The sequence below is a fragment of the Maricaulis sp. W15 genome (assembly GCF_001924955.1).
Taxonomy (GTDB): domain Bacteria; phylum Pseudomonadota; class Alphaproteobacteria; order Caulobacterales; family Maricaulaceae; genus Maricaulis; species Maricaulis maris.
Genome location: NZ_LQXG01000004.1, coordinates 14710 through 30202 on the forward strand (window position 1 = coordinate 14710; position 15493 = coordinate 30202).

Annotated in this window: 17 protein-coding genes; 5 read left to right on the plus strand and 12 right to left on the minus strand. The window is 64.7% G+C overall.

The window, feature by feature from the left end:
* Positions 1-8: 8 nt before the first annotated feature.
* A complete protein-coding gene (gene proC / locus AWH62_RS04115; protein WP_075189225.1) occupies positions 9-851 on the plus strand; it encodes a pyrroline-5-carboxylate reductase in 843 nt (280 codons plus the stop codon).
* A gap of 145 nt (positions 852-996) precedes the next feature.
* Here proC and AWH62_RS04120 read toward each other — a convergent pair whose 3' ends face one another.
* The 8 genes from AWH62_RS04120 to uvrC all read right to left on the minus strand — a co-directional run bounded on the left by AWH62_RS04120 (position 997) and on the right by uvrC (position 8529).
* Positions 997-2313, minus strand: coding sequence for an ATP-binding protein (locus AWH62_RS04120; protein ID WP_075189226.1), 1317 nt, complete (start codon positions 2311-2313; stop codon positions 997-999).
* 6 nt (positions 2314-2319) lie between these two features.
* Positions 2320-3021, minus strand: a complete 702-nt coding sequence (locus tag AWH62_RS04125) for a response regulator (RefSeq protein WP_075189227.1) — start codon at positions 3019-3021, stop codon at positions 2320-2322.
* Between the two features lie 51 nt (positions 3022-3072).
* A complete protein-coding gene (locus AWH62_RS04130) occupies positions 3073-3858 on the minus strand; it encodes a hypothetical protein (RefSeq protein WP_075189228.1) in 786 nt (261 codons plus the stop codon).
* Between the two features lie 7 nt (positions 3859-3865).
* Positions 3866-4426 carry a CDP-diacylglycerol--glycerol-3-phosphate 3-phosphatidyltransferase gene (gene pgsA, locus AWH62_RS04135; protein ID WP_075189229.1) on the minus strand — a complete coding sequence of 187 codons (561 nt, stop codon included), beginning with the start codon at positions 4424-4426 and terminating at the stop codon, positions 3866-3868.
* A complete protein-coding gene (locus AWH62_RS04140; RefSeq protein ID WP_158025555.1) occupies positions 4423-5205 on the minus strand; it encodes an HAD-IIB family hydrolase in 783 nt (260 codons plus the stop codon). Before AWH62_RS04140 ends, pgsA begins: the two co-directional genes overlap by 4 nt.
* Positions 5198-6001, minus strand: coding sequence for a hypothetical protein (locus tag AWH62_RS04145; protein WP_075189231.1), 804 nt, complete (start codon positions 5999-6001; stop codon positions 5198-5200). The genes AWH62_RS04140 and AWH62_RS04145 overlap by 8 nt, the downstream gene beginning before the upstream one ends.
* A gap of 61 nt (positions 6002-6062) precedes the next feature.
* Complete coding sequence (locus tag AWH62_RS04150; RefSeq protein ID WP_075189232.1) at positions 6063-6614, minus strand: hypothetical protein; 552 nt, start codon at positions 6612-6614, stop codon at positions 6063-6065.
* A gap of 13 nt (positions 6615-6627) precedes the next feature.
* Positions 6628-8529, minus strand: coding sequence for an excinuclease ABC subunit UvrC (gene uvrC, locus AWH62_RS04155; protein WP_075189233.1), 1902 nt, complete (start codon positions 8527-8529; stop codon positions 6628-6630).
* Here uvrC and AWH62_RS04160 point away from each other — a divergent pair.
* Both AWH62_RS04160 and AWH62_RS04165 read left to right on the plus strand, forming a co-directional pair.
* On the plus strand, positions 8528-9295 hold the full coding sequence (locus AWH62_RS04160; RefSeq protein WP_075189234.1) for an SDR family oxidoreductase: 768 nt from the start codon (positions 8528-8530) through the stop codon (positions 9293-9295). The genes uvrC and AWH62_RS04160 overlap by 2 nt on opposite strands.
* Positions 9292-9693: a dihydroneopterin aldolase gene (locus AWH62_RS04165; RefSeq protein ID WP_083634992.1), complete on the plus strand. Its 402-nt coding sequence runs from the start codon at positions 9292-9294 to the stop codon at positions 9691-9693. The genes AWH62_RS04160 and AWH62_RS04165 overlap by 4 nt, the downstream gene beginning before the upstream one ends.
* 346 nt (positions 9694-10039) lie before the next feature.
* Here AWH62_RS04165 and AWH62_RS04170 read toward each other — a convergent pair whose 3' ends face one another.
* A complete protein-coding gene (locus tag AWH62_RS04170) occupies positions 10040-10288 on the minus strand; it encodes a type II toxin-antitoxin system ParD family antitoxin (RefSeq protein WP_075189235.1) in 249 nt (82 codons plus the stop codon).
* Between the two features lie 279 nt (positions 10289-10567).
* A complete protein-coding gene (locus AWH62_RS04175) occupies positions 10568-11164 on the minus strand; it encodes a LysE family translocator (RefSeq protein ID WP_075189236.1) in 597 nt (198 codons plus the stop codon).
* A gap of 88 nt (positions 11165-11252) precedes the next feature.
* On the opposite strand from AWH62_RS04175, the gene AWH62_RS04180 reads away from it, so the two are divergent.
* On the plus strand, positions 11253-12164 hold the full coding sequence (locus AWH62_RS04180; RefSeq protein ID WP_075189237.1) for a LysR family transcriptional regulator: 912 nt from the start codon (positions 11253-11255) through the stop codon (positions 12162-12164).
* Between the two features lie 94 nt (positions 12165-12258).
* Here AWH62_RS04180 and AWH62_RS04185 read toward each other — a convergent pair whose 3' ends face one another.
* Positions 12259-13461 (minus strand): DUF418 domain-containing protein, encoded by a 1203-nt coding sequence (locus AWH62_RS04185; protein WP_075189238.1) that lies wholly within the window; start codon positions 13459-13461, stop codon positions 12259-12261.
* Between the two features lie 168 nt (positions 13462-13629).
* Here AWH62_RS04185 and AWH62_RS04190 point away from each other — a divergent pair, with 168 nt between their 5' ends.
* The gene (locus AWH62_RS04190) at positions 13630-14343 is read left to right on the plus strand and encodes a DUF4197 domain-containing protein (RefSeq protein WP_158025556.1); all 714 of its coding nucleotides are present in this window, start codon (positions 13630-13632) and stop codon (positions 14341-14343) included.
* Here AWH62_RS04190 and AWH62_RS04195 read toward each other — a convergent pair.
* Positions 14340-15329, minus strand: coding sequence for a calcium/sodium antiporter (locus AWH62_RS04195; RefSeq protein ID WP_075189240.1), 990 nt, complete (start codon positions 15327-15329; stop codon positions 14340-14342). The two genes, AWH62_RS04190 and AWH62_RS04195, sit on opposite strands and share 4 nt — an antisense overlap.
* Between the last annotated feature and the right edge of the window lie 164 nt (positions 15330-15493).

Here is a 15493-nt window from a genome sequence, read left to right on the forward strand (position 1 = left end):
CACCTCCCATGGCACAAAATTTTCGGATTGCACTCATTGGCGGCGGCAATATGGGCGGCGCCCTGGCGGCTGGCTGGCTGCGGACCAAACGCGGCACTGTGGCTGCTGACGAACTCGTCGTCATCGATCCGGCACCCGGCGATGTCGTCCAGGACCTGGCCGACAAGTCCGGTGTCACCCTCCTGCCCGAGTTGACCGCCGACGCCGCGGCGGCGCTCGACCTCGTTGTATTTGCGGTCAAACCGCAAATGTTTGAACAGGTCTCGGCCACGATTGCCGACCTGTTGCCCGACAATGCCGGGGTGATCTCGATCATGGCCGGCGTCACCATCAATCGCATGGTCATGGCCCTCGGTGAGCGACCGATGGTCCGGGCCATGCCCAACACCGCTGCCGCGGTCGGGGCCGGCGTCACTGTCTGCGTCGCCAATGATGCCGGCGAAGCGCTGGAAAAGACCGTGACCCGCCTGCTCAAGGTCGCCGGTACGGTCGAATGGGTCGGCGACGAGCGCATGATCGGCGCCGTGACCGCCGTCTCAGGTTCCGGCCCGGCCTATGTTTTCCTGCTCGCAGAAGCCCTGGCCGGTGCCGCCTTCGCTGAAGGCCTGCCGCGCGACCTCGCCGACAAGCTGGCCCGCGAAACCATCATCGGTGCCGGGGCCCTGCTCGCCAAATCCGGCAAAACTCCCCAAGAGTTACGCCGTGCCGTGACGTCTCCGGGTGGCACCACCCAAGCCGCTGTCGATGTCCTGATGGGCGCTGGCGGCGGACTGCCCGAACTGGTCCGACAGGCCGTCGCCGCCGCCGAGCGCCGGTCAAGGCAGATGGGCCAAGAGCCCGGCAAGCGCTAGGTCTTTCCCGCGTCTGGGCGAGGACCTGTCAGCCATTCCCCTCCATCCCCCTACATTTTTCCCGGCTGGCGCTGCGCGCCTCCGGGAAAAATGTAGGGGGATGGAAGCGAGGAAGCGCCGTGCCGGCTGCGGCACTGCATCCCCGTTACTGCGGCAAGCTGATCACCGCTCGCAGACCACCCAGCTCTGACCGGCCCAGCTTGATGTCGCCGCCGTGATTGCGGGCGACGTCGCGGGCGAGGGCGAGGCCGAGGCCGACGCCCTTGCGGTTCTGGTTGCGGCTTTCATCAAGGCGATTGAAGGGCTTCAGGGCCTCGTCATACTGGTCTTCCGGAATGCCGGGGCCGTCGTCCTCGACCCGGATTTCGACCCGTGATCCGGCCCGGGTGACAGCGACCTCGACCTGGTCGCCGAAACTTTGTGCATTGCCGATCAGGTTGGCGAGGGCACGGCGGACGGCACCGGGACGGATCTCGGCATCAAGCTCACCGGCATCGTCGAAACGGACCTCACCACCATGACGACGGGCATCTTCCACGGCGTCACGGGTCAGGGCGACCAGATCGACGCGCTGGGTGTCCTCATTGGCCTCGCCGCGGGCAAAGTCGAGATATTCGTCCAGCATGGCTTCCATCTCGTCGAGATCGCGGCGGGCATCGGCGGTCTCTCCGGTCTGCGGCATCAGGGCGAGCTGGAGTTTCAGGCGCGTCAGCGGCGTTCGCAGGTCATGGCTGACCCCGGCGAGGAGGGCGGTGCGTTGTTCGAGATGGCGTTTGATCCTTGCCCGCATTTCCAGGAAGGCATGAGCAGCCTGGCGCACTTCGGTGGCGCCGGCGGGGCGGAAATGGGCGACATCCTGGCCGCGACCGAATTGCTCGGCGGCATCGGCGAGGCGGCGGATCGGTTTGACCTGGTTGCGGATGAAGACGACCGAGACGGCGGTCAGCAAGGTGGTCGCGCCGATGATCCACAACAGGAAGATATGGCCGGTCGTGGCAAACACCCGGTCGCGCGGGGTGATGAAGCGCAACACGCCGCCCTCGACCTGGACGCGGACATCGACATAGCTGGGATAGCGGGTGGTATCGAACCAGACCGTATTGTCGAGCTGTTGCGACAAGGCCTCGCGCAGGGTGATGTCGAGCGTGCGGAAGAAGGAGGAGCGGCGCGAGGTCGGCAAGGTGTCGCCGGGCCGGAAATCGATCGACAGGCGTGTCGTGCCCAGCGCGGTCTCGATATGGCGCTGGAAGGCCGGGGTTTCGCCGCCTTCCTCCTCATAGAGCCGGGTTGCCATGGCAATCTCGCCGGCCACGCCCTCGGACAGGCGACTGGTGACGGTCTCCCAGTGTTCCTCGAAGAAGGACCACGCAACGGCGACCTGCATCAGCCCGACCGGCAGGACGATGATCAGCAGCGTCCGCCAGAACAGGCCCTTGGGCAGGAAGCGTTTGAGAACCGACACGCCGGATCAGTCCTCGAAAACCGGATCGGCGAGCAGGCGATAACCTTCACCGCGCACGGTCTGCAGGTGCATCGGTTCCTTCGGGTCGGTCTCCAGCTTGCGGCGCAGGCGTGTGACCTGGACATCGACGGCGCGTTCGCCGCCGCCCGTGCGTTCCGACAGGGTGAGACGGGAGACGGTCTGGCCGGCCGAGGCCGCCAGCGCGCCCAGAAGCGCCGATTCACCCCCGGTCAGGCGTACCGGGCTGCCGTTCTGGGTCAGGCTCTCGCGGGCAATGTCGAAACTCCAATCGCCGAAACTGACACGCTGGATGGCGGCCTGGGCCGGCTTGGCGCGGCGCAGGATGGCATTGATGCGCAGCACCAGTTCTTCCGGCTCGAAAGGCTTGGGCAGATAATCGTCGGCGCCCAGGGACAGGCCCTTGATCCGGTCTTCGGCATCGCCGCGCGCGGTCAGCAGGAGGATCGGCGTCTCGCCGCGCTTGCGGACCGCCTCGGTCAACTCGAACCCGTTCATGCCAGGCATCATCACGTCGAGCACCAGCAGGTCGAAGGCCAGGGAGTTCAGGGTCGACAGGGCTTTGTCGGCATTCGGCGCCGTCGACACGCGATAGCCGCGCTCCTGCAGGAAGCGTTTGAGCAGGTTGCGGATACGGTCATCATCATCGACGACGAGAATGTGCGCGTCATCGCCTTGCGTCTGGGCCATCTGGTCCTGCCAAATTGCGAGCCGTGATCATGAACCGCAGTGCAAGTCGGCTCAAGGTGCTTTGTCGGAGGCCGCAGCCGGCTGAAGCCGTTCGGCGCAGGCGGCGCGTAGGACGTCGAGCCCGGCTTCATAAGGTTCCGGATCGGCATAGATGGCGGCGAGGGGCGCGCGGGCGCCCTCGACCAGCTCCTCCGGTGTCAAAAGACGCGACATGTGCGGCGTCAGGCCAGCCGCCTGCACGGCCTCGATCTGCGGCCACATGCGATGCCAGCCGCCATAGAGGCGCAGCGAGATCACATTGACCGGCAGGCGGGCGCTGGCGACATTATGAACCGGCGGCCAGCCAGGCGCGGTAATCGTGGTGCGATCAGCGGCGTAACGGCCGGTGTGCACACTCAGCCGCGCTGCCGGCGCCAGCCCGCGCACGATGTCCAGCAGGTCGAGCGAGAAGGCGTCGATCAGTACCGGTGCGTCGTGCAAGTCTGCCAGGCGGACCAGTTCGGCCAGCGCCGCCTCGCGGTCGCCGATGCCGATCTTCATTTCCAGTACCACGCCATGGCCGCGCGCCGCCGCCAGCGCGTCTTCGAGCCGCCAGAGTGTGCCGTTGGCACAGCCATCCGCGATCGCGCGTCGGCCGAGCCGGTCGAGCATCATCGCGGGATGGCGGGTGTAGAGCAGGGGCGGCCCCTCGCCATCGGCGACCCAGCAGATATCGGCCTCATGGGCGTGGCGGGCTTCCGGCAGCCGTCCGGCCAGTGTCAGGCCGCGGTCAAAGGCGCGCGGCGAGTTCAGGGACCGATGGTGAAGAATTTCAAGCGCTTGTGGCGGTAATGACATGCCGCATTCAAGCCTTGTCGGGCCCGGCTCGCAAGCCCGCAAGCAGGTAGTCCACACAGGACCAGACTGTCACCGCGACCGCCAACCAGAAACTGGCTTGGGCGAGGCTGGCCACGAGTGCCGGGTCGACCAGGGATGCCGGCACCAGCGGCACGGCGAGCAGGGCGATGATGGCAACGCCCTGGACGATCGCTTTCAACTTGCCGGACAGGCGGGCACCGACGGCGCGGCCTTTTGACTGCATCATCAGGCGGGCATAGCTGACCAGCACATCGCGCCAGGCGAAGACGATGATCGTCCACACCGGGATCAGCCCGCCGGCTGCCAGTGCCGTGAAGGCGCCGATCCGGTACAGGCTGTCGGCCAACGGGTCGAACTGGGCGCCGAAATCCGATTGCTGGTTGAAGCGGCGGGCGACCCAGCCGTCCAGCATGTCGGTGACCTCGGCCGTGATCGCGAGTGCCAGTGCGAAGACCAGTCCGGTCGTGCTGTCCATGGACAACGCCAGAAACAGGAAGGGCACCAGGGCAATGCGGCTGGCGGTGAGCAGGTTGGGCCAGGTCATCATGCCGGTCGGATCTTTCGTGCGGCGAGCAGGCGGTTGGCGATCTCGGCAAAGCCGGCGGCTTCATCACCCTTGGCGATCTCGGCCGGATGCGCGGTCATGACCGGCAGGAAGCGACGCACGCCGGCGACGCCGAAGCTCAACGGAAAGGCGGCGAACATCGGTTCGTCATTCGGTGCATCGCCAATATAGGCGATCTGGGCTGCCTGATCGGGTTCGGCGATACCGAATCGCGTGGCGAGAACCTGGCAGGCCGTGGTTTTCTTGTCGTGGTCGCCAAACCAGGCATTGACGTGGATCGAGCTGGTCTTGGCGATCGCGCCGGCTTCCGCGAAACGGGCCCGGACGCGTTCGGCATCGTCCAGCGTCGGACCGTCGACATCTTCGGCGAAATCGACCGCGATATCGCAGGCGCGCCAGGCATTGTCGGCGGCATGGGCCAGGTTCGGCGCCAGCGAGAGTGTATCGTCGGCGATGGCGGTGAGACGGGCGCGGCCGTCATCCGAGGTCTCGCAGAACCAGTCGCGGGTAATCCGTCCATCGCCCCGGCGGGCAAAGCAGAAGGCGCCATTCTCGCCGATCACCGCATCGACCGGCCACCAGCGCGCGATCAGGTCGCACCAGCCGGCCGGGCGCCCGGTGACAGCCAGGGTGAGAATGCCGGCCGCCTGCAGCAACTCCATTGCCGCGAGGCTGGAGGCCGGGACGCGGCCGTCCTGCGTCACCGTGCCGTCGAGGTCGAACAGAAAGGCCTTGACCCCGGCGAGGGCGTCGTCAGTCACTCCGCTTGCCGGTATCGACCCGTTTGACGAGTTCATTCCATTCATCCTCATCAAGCTGGAACTGCTCTAGCATTTCGTCGCGCGGAATGGAGCGGGCCGATTGCAGCCACAGCCCGAGGAAAAAGAAGAGCAGCGTCCCCAGAACAGCGATGAAGGGGGCGGCCAGGCCGATGAAGGCGAAGACCGAGGATACCGCCAGGCTGACCCCGATCCCGGCCACCACGATCGAGCGTCCGACCACTTTCAGCCGGGTCCGGATCGGCACCATGGGTGAGAGTGTGTTGGTGTGCACGATCTCGGCCGCAGCCATCATGGCGCCGGCAATCGCCAGTATGCCGGCATTCCACAATGCCAGTTCGGCCTCGGCGAAGGGGGCGACGCCGGTGGCATCGCCCTGGATGACGAGGGCGGCGACGACCATGGCCGCCGACAGGGCGATACCGGAATAGGCTTCCCACTTGTATTCGCGGTGATACTCGATCAGCGCCTCGTGCGAGAGCTTGCCCTTCTCGACCAGGTATTCCTCGGCATGGCGATAGCGCCGGATGCGTCCCTTTTTGCTGTGCCCGACTTTGCGGTTCTGACGCAGGGCGGTGATGACGAAAAAGAGGACGGCCAGCGCGTAAATGCCCAGCATGGTGATCAGCTTGGGCACAGCGCTGACTTCCAGGACCATGCATTGCAGACCGTTGCGGGCCGCTTCGCAGGTCCCCTCCGGTGCGGTGGCGCCGGCCAGATAGACCCAGATCGCGCCGATGGCGACCGTGAAGGCGAGTTGGATGAAATTCTTGAACACGACGCGACACTCCCCCGATGCAACCGGTGGATAATACAAGTCTCGCCGGGCGCGGAAAGACTCAATCGGTCAATCGGCGCGGCAGGAAGCGATGGAGTTTGAAGGCCGCCGCGAGCCACAGAAGGGCGATCCAGACCGTCAGGGCGATCTCGCTGCCGGTCCAGTCCAACAGTGCCGCGAGCAGGGGCAGGCCGCCGGCGGCGAGGGCCAGAACTTGCCCGATCACGGCCATCGGCTTGCCGTGAGCCGACAGGCCATCGTGCGGCTTGGGGCGGAGCAGGTCATGGATGTCGGTGGCGGCAATGCCCAATAGCGGGGCAATCAGATAAGCGTTCGGGCCGATCATGACCACGAACAGGATGAGCCATCCGCTGGCATGGGCGGCGCGGGCCAGGCGCGCGATCAACGTGTCACCGCCGAGCCGGAGGACGGCAATTGCACTGGCGATCAAAAAAGCTGCGGCGCCAAAGGCGGCCAAGGCCCGCGCGGCCTCGATGAAGCCGGCAAATGCGACCGGCCCATCGGCGGAACCGGTCCAGCGCCAGGAAAACCAGATTGCGACCGGACCGAGTACACACAGGATCAGGCGGAGGAGGGCGGCAGCAAAGGTCATTGTTGGCAGTCCGTCACTTCTGGAACCAGTCATGGATCTTTTTGGCCATGGCTTTGGAGATGCCGTCAACCGCTTCCAGATCGGCCAGGGCCGCATTGCGCACCGCCTTGGCGGATCCGAAATGGGCCAGCAGCGCCTTCTTTCGTGACGGACCGATCCCGTCGATCCCGTCGAGCGGATTGTCGGTCATCTGCTTCTTGCGCTTGGCCCGGTGGCCGCCAATGGCGAAGCGGTGGGCCTCGTCGCGCAGGCGCTGGAGATAGTAGAGGACCGGGTCCTTCATCGGCAGTTTGAAGGGTGGTTTTCCGGGCAGGTAAAAGGCTTCCCGGCCGGCATCGCGTTCCGGTCCCTTGGCAATGGCGGCGATGGTGATGCCGGTCTCTGCCGTGATGCCCAACTCCTCGGCGATCTCCATGACCGAGGATAATTGCCCCTTGCCGCCATCGATCAGGACGAGATCCGGCACCGGCGCGCCGTCATCACGCTCTTTCAGCAGGCGGGCGAAGCGCCGTTTCAGCATCGCTTTCATCATCGCGAAATCGTCATTGGTGGCGGCGTCATCGCCTTTCATGTTGAAGCGGCGATAATGGTTCTTCTCGAAGCCTTCCGGTCCGGCCACGATCATGGCGCCCAGCGCATTGGTGCCCTGGATGTGCGAGTTGTCATAGACCTCGATACGCTGGGGCAGCTCGGGCAGGTCGAAGACGCGCTGCACGCCCTTCAATAGCTGGGTCTGGGAGGCGCTTTCGGCCATCCGCCGGGCCAGGGCTTCGCGGGCATTGGTCAGGGTGCGATCGACCAGCTTGCGCTTTTCGCCGCGACGGGGCGTGTGCAGGGAGACCTTGCGTTCGGTGCGCAGGCTCAGCGCTTCGCCCAGCAGCTCGGCTTCCTCGATCTCGTGGGATAGCAGGATCAGCGCCGGCGCCGGCTTGTCGTCATAAAATTGCGCCACGAAGGCAGCCAGCACCTCGGCGGGCTCGGCCTCGCTGTCATGGCGCGGGAAGAAGGACTGGTTGCCCCAGTTCTGGCCGGCCCGGAAGAAGAAGACCTGGACGCAGGACTTGCCGCCATCACTGTGGACGGCGACGACATCGGCTTCCTCCACCCCGTCCGGATTGATGCCCTGGTCGGTGGTGACGGCGGCGATGGCACGGATCCGGTCACGCAGCTTGGCGGCGCTTTCAAAGTCCATCGCCTCGGAGGCTTGCGCCATGCGCGCCTGCAAGTCCTGGCGCAGGGCGTTCGAGCGGCCGCGCAGGAAGTCGGTGGCTTGGCCGACCAGCTCGTCATAGGCGGCGGGTTCAATCAGATCGACACAGGGCCCGGCACAACGCTTGATCTGGTGCAGCATGCAGGCGCGCGAGCGGCCCTCATAGACGCTGTCGCTGCAGGTGCGGACCAGGAAGGCTTTCTGCAGCGTGTTGAGGGTCTGGTTGACCGCCCCGACCGAGGCAAAGGGACCGAAATAATCACCCTTGGCCTTGCGCGCGCCGCGATGCTTGGTCAGCTGGGCGGCGGGATGGTCCTTGCGGATCAGGATATAGGGGAAGCTCTTGTCGTCGCGCAGCAGGATATTGAAGCGCGGCTTCAGCGACTTGATGAGGTTGGCTTCCAGCAGCAGGGCTTCGGTCTCGGTCTGGGTGACCACGAACTCCATTCTGCGGGTCAGGCCGATCATCAGGGCGATGCGGTTGGAATGGCCGCGCCCATTGGCATAGTTGGAGACCCGGTTCTTCAGGTTTCGGGCCTTGCCGACATACAGGACCGCCCCATCCTCCCCGAACATCCGGTAGACGCCCGGCTTGGGCGGCAGGTTGCGGACATAGTCGGCGATGAGTTTCGCACCGGCCAGAGATTGCGCTGGCGCGGCGGAGGCGTCATCTATCTCACCGGATTGAGGAGTTTGCGAAGTCATGTCGGACAGGATTGCGCTCGTAACCGGCGGCGGCAAGCGCCTAGGTGCCAAAATCGCCAGCGCCCTCGGCGAGGATGGCTGGCATGTGATCGTTCATTACAATGCTTCGGCTGACGGGGCACAGGCCGTTGCTGCTGACATCATGGCGGCAGGAGGCTCGGCCCGCGCCGTTCAGTTCGACCTGTCTGACACGCAGGCCGTCGAAGCCTTCATGGCTGATGTGGGGCGCGTCGATGTGTTGATCAACTCCGCCTCCATTTTCGAGATGGATCGACCCGAAGACGTCAGTCCGCAATCGCTGGAAGCGCACTGGCGCATCAATACCGCCGCGCCGGTCTTGCTGGCCAAGGCCATGGCGACCGGTCACAGCGGGCGCGCTTCGGGCTGTGTGATCAATTTGCTCGACCAGAAACTCTTCAATCTCAATCCGGATTTCTTCGCCTATACCCTGTCCAAGCATGCGCTTCTGGGCGCGACCACGACCATGGCCATGGCTTTCGCGCCCGCCGTCCGCGTCAATGCGATTGCGCCGGGCATCACACTGCCATCAGGCGGTCAGAGCGAGGACGAGTTCGCCCGCGCCCACACGATGAACCCGATGCGCGGCGGTTCGACACCCGAGGACATCATTCGCGCAGTGCGCTTCATCCTTGCGACGCCCTCGATGACGGGTGAGACCATCACCATTGATGGTGGCCAGCATCTCGACGCCCGCAATCGCGACGTCATGTATGCCGCCAACCCGCCGCAGGACGATGCCTCATGAGACTGGACAATGTGATCGAGAACGCCCTCGCCAGCGCGTCCGGCGAGGATGTCTTCATCTACCGGCTGGAAGGCGTGAAGCTGGATGTCGAGATCGGCATTCACGATTATGAGCGCGGCGTCAAACAACGCGTCCTGATCGACGTCATCACCCTGGTGTCCAAGGAATGGTGCGGCTCGGATGATATCGGCACCGTGGTCGATTACGACTATATCCTGCACGGCATCAAGGCGCTGGAAACCCGCCAGTTCGACCTCCAGGAAACCCTGTGCGGGACGGTCCTGGATATCGCCCTTGAACCCGCCGTCGTCACCGCCGCCCAGGTCACGACGCGCAAGGTCGACGCCTATGCGGATGCGGCAGCGGTGGGCCTGACGCGGTTCCGGCGGAAGATTTAGGCGCGGGAATCCGCGACAGGTACAATTAGCGCGCGTCGCTAATTATGCCTGTCCCTATGGCGGCAAGCTCGTCGAGGGCTGGGACATAACCCTCTTTCTACTTATCCACCGTCATCCCCCGGCTTGTCCGGGGGACCTCACCCATCCGCCAGCCGTCCGGGACGGGGTCCCCCGGATGAGCGCTGTGCGCTCCCCGTGGGATGACGGAGTGAGAGGGGGAGGGGTTAGAGCGCAATAGGTCCTTTGCCTTGATGGGGAAGTTGGCCTGCAGGGCCGGAATGGGTGCGATGCGTGAGCGCTCATCCTCTGACCACCGATCACCCACGCCTCGCGGCCATCGACAGCCTCAGTCTTCCGCGACACGCAGCTGCGATCGGGCCGCGGCCCGGATGTCCGCCATGCTGCGCTCGGTGACGCCGCTCTCGCTCGCCTCGTCGACCCGGACCTGTATATGGGCGATGCGGATGCGCCGGTCCTGGTCGCGCCGGATCAGGTCGCGCACATAATCGCTGGCATTGCTGTAGCGACCGTCAGCGCTCTGGGCTTCGACCCAGAGCTTCATGGCGTCGGGCAGGGAGATGTTCATCGTGGCCATCGGCAGCTCCAGTCTTCCGGAAATATGGCATAATCTGACAAAGGTTGCCAATTTGTGCTGGCATACATGGCGGAAGCCACCAATTGTTTCCATGCCGACGCCGAGGTGGAAGGTGCAACTCGCACTATTCCAAGACCCTGCCGCGCATTTGCGCACACCCACCCATACACTCCTTGCCGGATGCGGCCTGCTGGCTGCCAAGTGATGTATGGACCCGTCTGCGCGTCGCGCACTCACGTTCAGAATGTACTGGGAAAGCGTGTGCGAGCGCCCTCGACGCTAGACCAGGCTATCCACCGCCAGGCCCAACGCCAGCAGTATCAGCGTGCCGCCGACCGCGATGTTGAACAGCCGCATGCGGACCGGCTCGGCCAGGAAGCGGCGGATGCTGCCGCCGAGCACGGCCCAGCTGCCGACCCCGATCAGGCAAAGCGCGAAGTACAAGCTGGCGAAGACCGCCAACTCGCGGCTTGGACCGGCCAGCTCAAACAGCGAGACCGCGGCCAGACAAGCCGCCCAGGCCTTGGGATTGACCCACTGCATCAGGGCGCCCTGCCAGGCCCGGGGCAGGTCCGGCTTGTCGGTCTCGGCAAGACCGGTCGGGGCGAGGGCGATCCTGATACCAAACCAGATAATCACGGCAGCGCCGATCACTGACAGCGCCTGCATCCACCAGCCGCCCAGCGCGGCCACCAGGTTGGCGGCGAGTCCCACGGTCACCAGCAGGGCTGTGAATCCGGCCGTCGAACCGACCACAAAGGGCAAAGCCCGGACCGGCCCGTGGTGCAGGCCGGCTGACAGCGTCATCATGTTCACCGGCCCCGGCGAGATCGACATGGTCAGGGCAAATGCCCCCATGGCCAACAGATTTCCCATCGCAGTCTCCTTTGACGGAGAGGTAGCTTTGCCAGCCGGTTTTTATTAGATTGCACAATTAAATTTCATTATTCGAAAATTCTGATGAATGCTTGAGCATCTCAAATCCTTGGCCACTTTCGGCATGGTCCTGCGCGCCGGGTCGTTTCGCGGCGCGGCTGAGCGCCTTGGCATGGCGCCGTCAACGGTCAGCTATCACGTGACAGCGCTTGAGGAATTCATTGGCGCCCCACTCCTGAACCGCTCGACACGGCGGCTCTCTCCCACATCCCTGGGCGAGACGCTGGGTATCCAGGCTGAAGCCATGCTCGCCTCGGTCGATGGCGCATTGCGACTGGTGGATGAACAGACCGGACTGCTGCGCGGCTTGTTGTCCGTGACCTGTACATCCGCCGTCATTGGTGCCGGTTTTGGCGAGGCCGTCGCCCTGTTCACCCGCCGCCATGCGGACATCACACTGCGTCTTGATGTTTCCGACTCCGCCGCCGACCTGATCTCCGGCCGTTTCGATCTGGGCATTCGCGCCGGCCGGTTTGCAGACAGCGCCATGAAGCGTCGCCGGATTGGCGCCATCCGCCGTGCCCTGGTCTGTGCACCGACATTGCTTCAGTCGGATGGGCCGATCCGCGATGCCAATGACCTGGCCGGGTTGCGCTGGATACGCCTGTCCAGCATGTCGTCGCGACGGCAGCTGGTGGCACCCGATGGCGACATGGTCGAACTGGCGACGCCGACCCATGCCGAGGTCGGCAGTATCGAGGCGATGATCGAACTCGCCCTGGCCGGTATGGGCGTGGCAACGCCGCCGGCGCATCTGGTCGGTGCCCATCTCGCGACCGGTGCCTTGGTCGAGCTCGCACCGGGCTGGCAGGCGCCGCCGATCGAATTGCAGGCGGTCTGGCCGGCATCACGCACCGACTCACCGCTCCGGCGGGCCTTTGTGGATCACTTGCTGGACGTGTGGGCGCCGACACTCAATGGCCCGGCTCGAGCACGATAGAGGCGGTACAGGGCGGGTCGATCGCAAGCGTCAGCAGGCCGGATCGACGATTGCGGTCTGCAAAGCGCAATCGCCGATCCGTTGTTTCGCCCTGCTACGCCGCCTCGGCTGGCTTGCCCTTGAGCAGCGGCTGCGCCTTGCCATAGGTCAGCGAACGCCAGACCCATTCCAGCGGACCGAAGCGGAAGAAGTGGAGCCAGATCGGTGACCAGATCAGCTGGATGGCCCAGACCATCACCACCAGCTTGGCCTGGTCGACCCGTTCCACAGTGCCGAACAGGCCGAGGCCCGGCGCGCCGACAAAGATGACGGTCATGATCAGGGTCTGGCTGAGATAATTCGTGAAGGCCATCCGCCCGGTTGCGGCGAAGAGTTTGATGATCAGGCTGAAGAGGCCGATCTTCGAGAGCAACATCACGGCCGAGGCGTAGCCGAAGGACATGAGGATGCTGCCGCCATACATGTAGGCATTGCCGTCAGCCAGCGCGCCCGGTTCGAACTCGCCGGCAATCAGCGTATTGGTTGAGGCTTGGCAGAGATAATAGCCGAACCCGATGCCGATGACGGCGAGAATGGCGTAGCGCACATGGCCCCAACTGGCGGACAGGAAGCCACTCTTGTAGAGCGCCATGCCAAGCAGCATCAGGCCGGCCGTCCGCGGTCCGAGCATGAGGAAGCTGAAAATCTGGCCGAAGACGGCGAAGCCGGCATTCCAGGGAATGTGGTTGAGGAAGCCGGCCTGGTAGGCCTCGGTCATGCCGGTCATCAATCCGGCCATCATCTCGGCTTCCTGGGCCGCGCTCTCCGGGCTCGCGAAGGCGGCGCCCATATATTTGCCGCCGACCCACAACAGTGCGCCGAGCGCGAGCAGGGGAAGGGCGGTCAACACCAGGCGTGGCACCGACCATCGCCGCGCCCCGACCACGATCAGTCCGAGCAGGGCGTAGTGAACCAGGATGTCACCCCACCAGAAGAGGTAGGCGTGGATGGCGCCGATCGCGAGCAGCCACAGCATGCGCCGGGTGTGCGGTCCCTTGTCCGGCCCGTCTCCCGCCATGAGGACGATGCCGGCCCCGAACAGGGTCGAGAAAATCGTGATGAACTTGTAGGCGAAAAAGGTGTGGGCGAAAGCCCAGACTGACAGGCCCGCCGCACCCGCCTCGATCTGCATGGTTGGATTGTCATAGGCCATCGGCGTCATCGCGAAGCCTTGGACATTCATCATCAAAATGCCCAGCACGGCGATGCCGCGCAGCGCGTCGATCGAGACCAGGCGATCGGTCCTTGGTGCTGACATGGTGCTCCCCCCAATTGTCGTCCGGCGAAACTATAGGCATGCCGGAACGGAATGTCGCCGGGACATTGCCGTCGCCAATTCCCCCTTTTGATGTTGACCGGGGTGATCAGGTGTGTCCGTGCGCGGCGGCTTGTGCGAAACTCAGGAAATCATTGTCCGGAGACTTCCATGCACCGTCGTTCTGTCATGCTCGGCCTTGGCGCCAGCGCCCTGGCCATCACCGCGCCGGTCTCGGCTGTCCAGTTTGGTCTGTCCGAAAACCAGGCCCGCGACGGTATCCGCTCGGCGCTCAGCCAGGCAGCCCGACTGGCGACCACCCGGCTTGGTCAAACCAACGGCTTTTATGGTGATCCGCAGGTTCGCATTCCGCTGCCTTCGCGGGTCCGCGACGTCCAGTCGATGCTCCGTCGGGTGGGGATGTCGCAACAGCTCGACGATCTCGAACGCCAGCTCAATCGGGCCGCCGAAGCGGCGATGCCGGCGGTGCAGACCATTTTCGTCAACGCGGTTCGCTCGATCACGCTGGAAGATGCAGTCGGCATTGTCCGTGGTGGCGACCGCTCGGCCACGGATTATCTCGAACGGCGGACATCCGACCCGCTTTTCGCGCTGATCCGGCCACGCATGGCGAGCACGCTGGAAGCGTCCGGTGCCTACCGCACACTGCAGCCGATCGAACAGCGGCTGAACAATCAGGGCGGCATGCTGGGCCGGTTCCTGCGCGGTCGTTCCAGCGGCGGGTCCCTGCAGGACCAACTGACTGACGACGCCTCGCGCCGGGCCATGGCCGGCGTCTTCCACTATGTCGGTGAGGAGGAGCGGGCGATCCGCCGCGACCCGGTTAACCGGACCACCGACATCTTGCGCCGGGTGTTTGGCTAGCCGCCGACCGCGCTGCGGGCCAGAATGACGATATAGCCGATATAGCTGGCGAAGAGCAGGCCGCCGAGAAGGCGGCTGATCGGCTGTTTGGCCATGATGACGCCGGCGATGATGATGCTGGCGCCGAGCATGACCCACAGGTCGAGACCGAAGAAGGACTCCGGAACCGGCAGGTCGACACCGATCGCCGAGGCTGCCATGCCGGTGGCACCGCCGACGGCAAAGACGTTGAAGATGTTGGAGCCAAGCACATTGCCGATGGCGAGTTCCGCCTGTCGCCGGACCGACGCCATGACGACGGTTGCCAGCTCCGGCAGCGAGGTGCCGAAAGCGACGGCGGTCAGACCGATCAGGGCATCGTCTACACCCAGGTCTGCGGCAGCAGCGGTGCCGCCGGTGACGATCATGTGGGCGCCGATCGGAAGGCCGACGAGACCGATCAGCAGCGCGCCGAGAATGGTCGGCATGGATTTCGGCAGGCCGTCCATGTGTTCGAGATCGGTCAGCTCGGCAATCGACGGGTCGTCGGTCTTGCCGCGCGCCAGGAAAGCCAGCAGCAGCACATAGGCGATGATCAGCGCGAACAGGACATAGCTCTCGACCGGCGAGATCAGCCGGTCCCAGCTCACGGCGATGAGGATGACCGCCGCGCCCAAGGCGAAGATGGCATTGCGACGCACGCCTGGCGTGGTCGTCGCGATGGCACCGAAAACGGCCGGAAGGCCGAGAATCAGGAGGAAATTGGCGGTGTTCGAACCGACGATATTGCCCAGGGCGAGGCCCGGCGCGCCGGTCAGGGCCGACTGGATCGAGACCACGAGTTCCGGCGCCGACGTTCCAAACGCAATGATCGTCAGGCCGACCAGCAACGGGGGAAGGCGCCAGACCTTGGCCAGGGCGGCGCCGCCGCGCACCAGCAAATCCCCGCCGAACAGCAGGATGATGATGCCGACAAGAATCAGGGCGATATAAGCGGGAGCTGCCATTTCAGGGCCGTCCGGATGGTGCGCGGACTAGTCGAGACGGCGGTATTCGATGAGATTGAGAAGTCCGAAAATGACGGCAACCGAGCCGATGGCAACCAGAGCGTACATGAGAGATATCCCCAAAACGGCGTACAATTCGCCCGTACATAACCTGCCCGCGCGGC

Coding starts and splice junctions, on each gene's coding strand:
- proC (WP_075189225.1), top strand. CDS start 9: ATGGCACAAAATTTTCGGATTGCACTCATTGGCGGCGGCAATATGGGC.
- AWH62_RS04125 (WP_075189227.1), bottom strand. CDS start 3,021: ATGGCCCAGACGCAAGGCGATGACGCGCACATTCTCGTCGTCGATGAT.
- AWH62_RS04130 (WP_075189228.1), bottom strand. CDS start 3,858: ATGTCATTACCGCCACAAGCGCTTGAAATTCTTCACCATCGGTCCCTG.
- pgsA (WP_075189229.1), bottom strand. CDS start 4,426: ATGATGACCTGGCCCAACCTGCTCACCGCCAGCCGCATTGCCCTGGTG.
- AWH62_RS04150 (WP_075189232.1), bottom strand. CDS start 6,614: ATGACCTTTGCTGCCGCCCTCCTCCGCCTGATCCTGTGTGTACTCGGT.
- AWH62_RS04160 (WP_075189234.1), top strand. CDS start 8,528: ATGTCGGACAGGATTGCGCTCGTAACCGGCGGCGGCAAGCGCCTAGGT.
- uvrC (WP_075189233.1), bottom strand. CDS start 8,529: ATGACTTCGCAAACTCCTCAATCCGGTGAGATAGATGACGCCTCCGCC.
- AWH62_RS04165 (WP_083634992.1), top strand. CDS start 9,292: ATGAGACTGGACAATGTGATCGAGAACGCCCTCGCCAGCGCGTCCGGC.
- AWH62_RS04170 (WP_075189235.1), bottom strand. CDS start 10,288: ATGGCCACGATGAACATCTCCCTGCCCGACGCCATGAAGCTCTGGGTC.
- AWH62_RS04175 (WP_075189236.1), bottom strand. CDS start 11,164: ATGGGAAATCTGTTGGCCATGGGGGCATTTGCCCTGACCATGTCGATC.
- AWH62_RS04180 (WP_075189237.1), top strand. CDS start 11,253: ATGCTTGAGCATCTCAAATCCTTGGCCACTTTCGGCATGGTCCTGCGC.
- AWH62_RS04185 (WP_075189238.1), bottom strand. CDS start 13,461: ATGTCAGCACCAAGGACCGATCGCCTGGTCTCGATCGACGCGCTGCGC.
- AWH62_RS04190 (WP_158025556.1), top strand. CDS start 13,630: ATGCACCGTCGTTCTGTCATGCTCGGCCTTGGCGCCAGCGCCCTGGCC.
- AWH62_RS04195 (WP_075189240.1), bottom strand. CDS start 15,329: ATGGCAGCTCCCGCTTATATCGCCCTGATTCTTGTCGGCATCATCATC.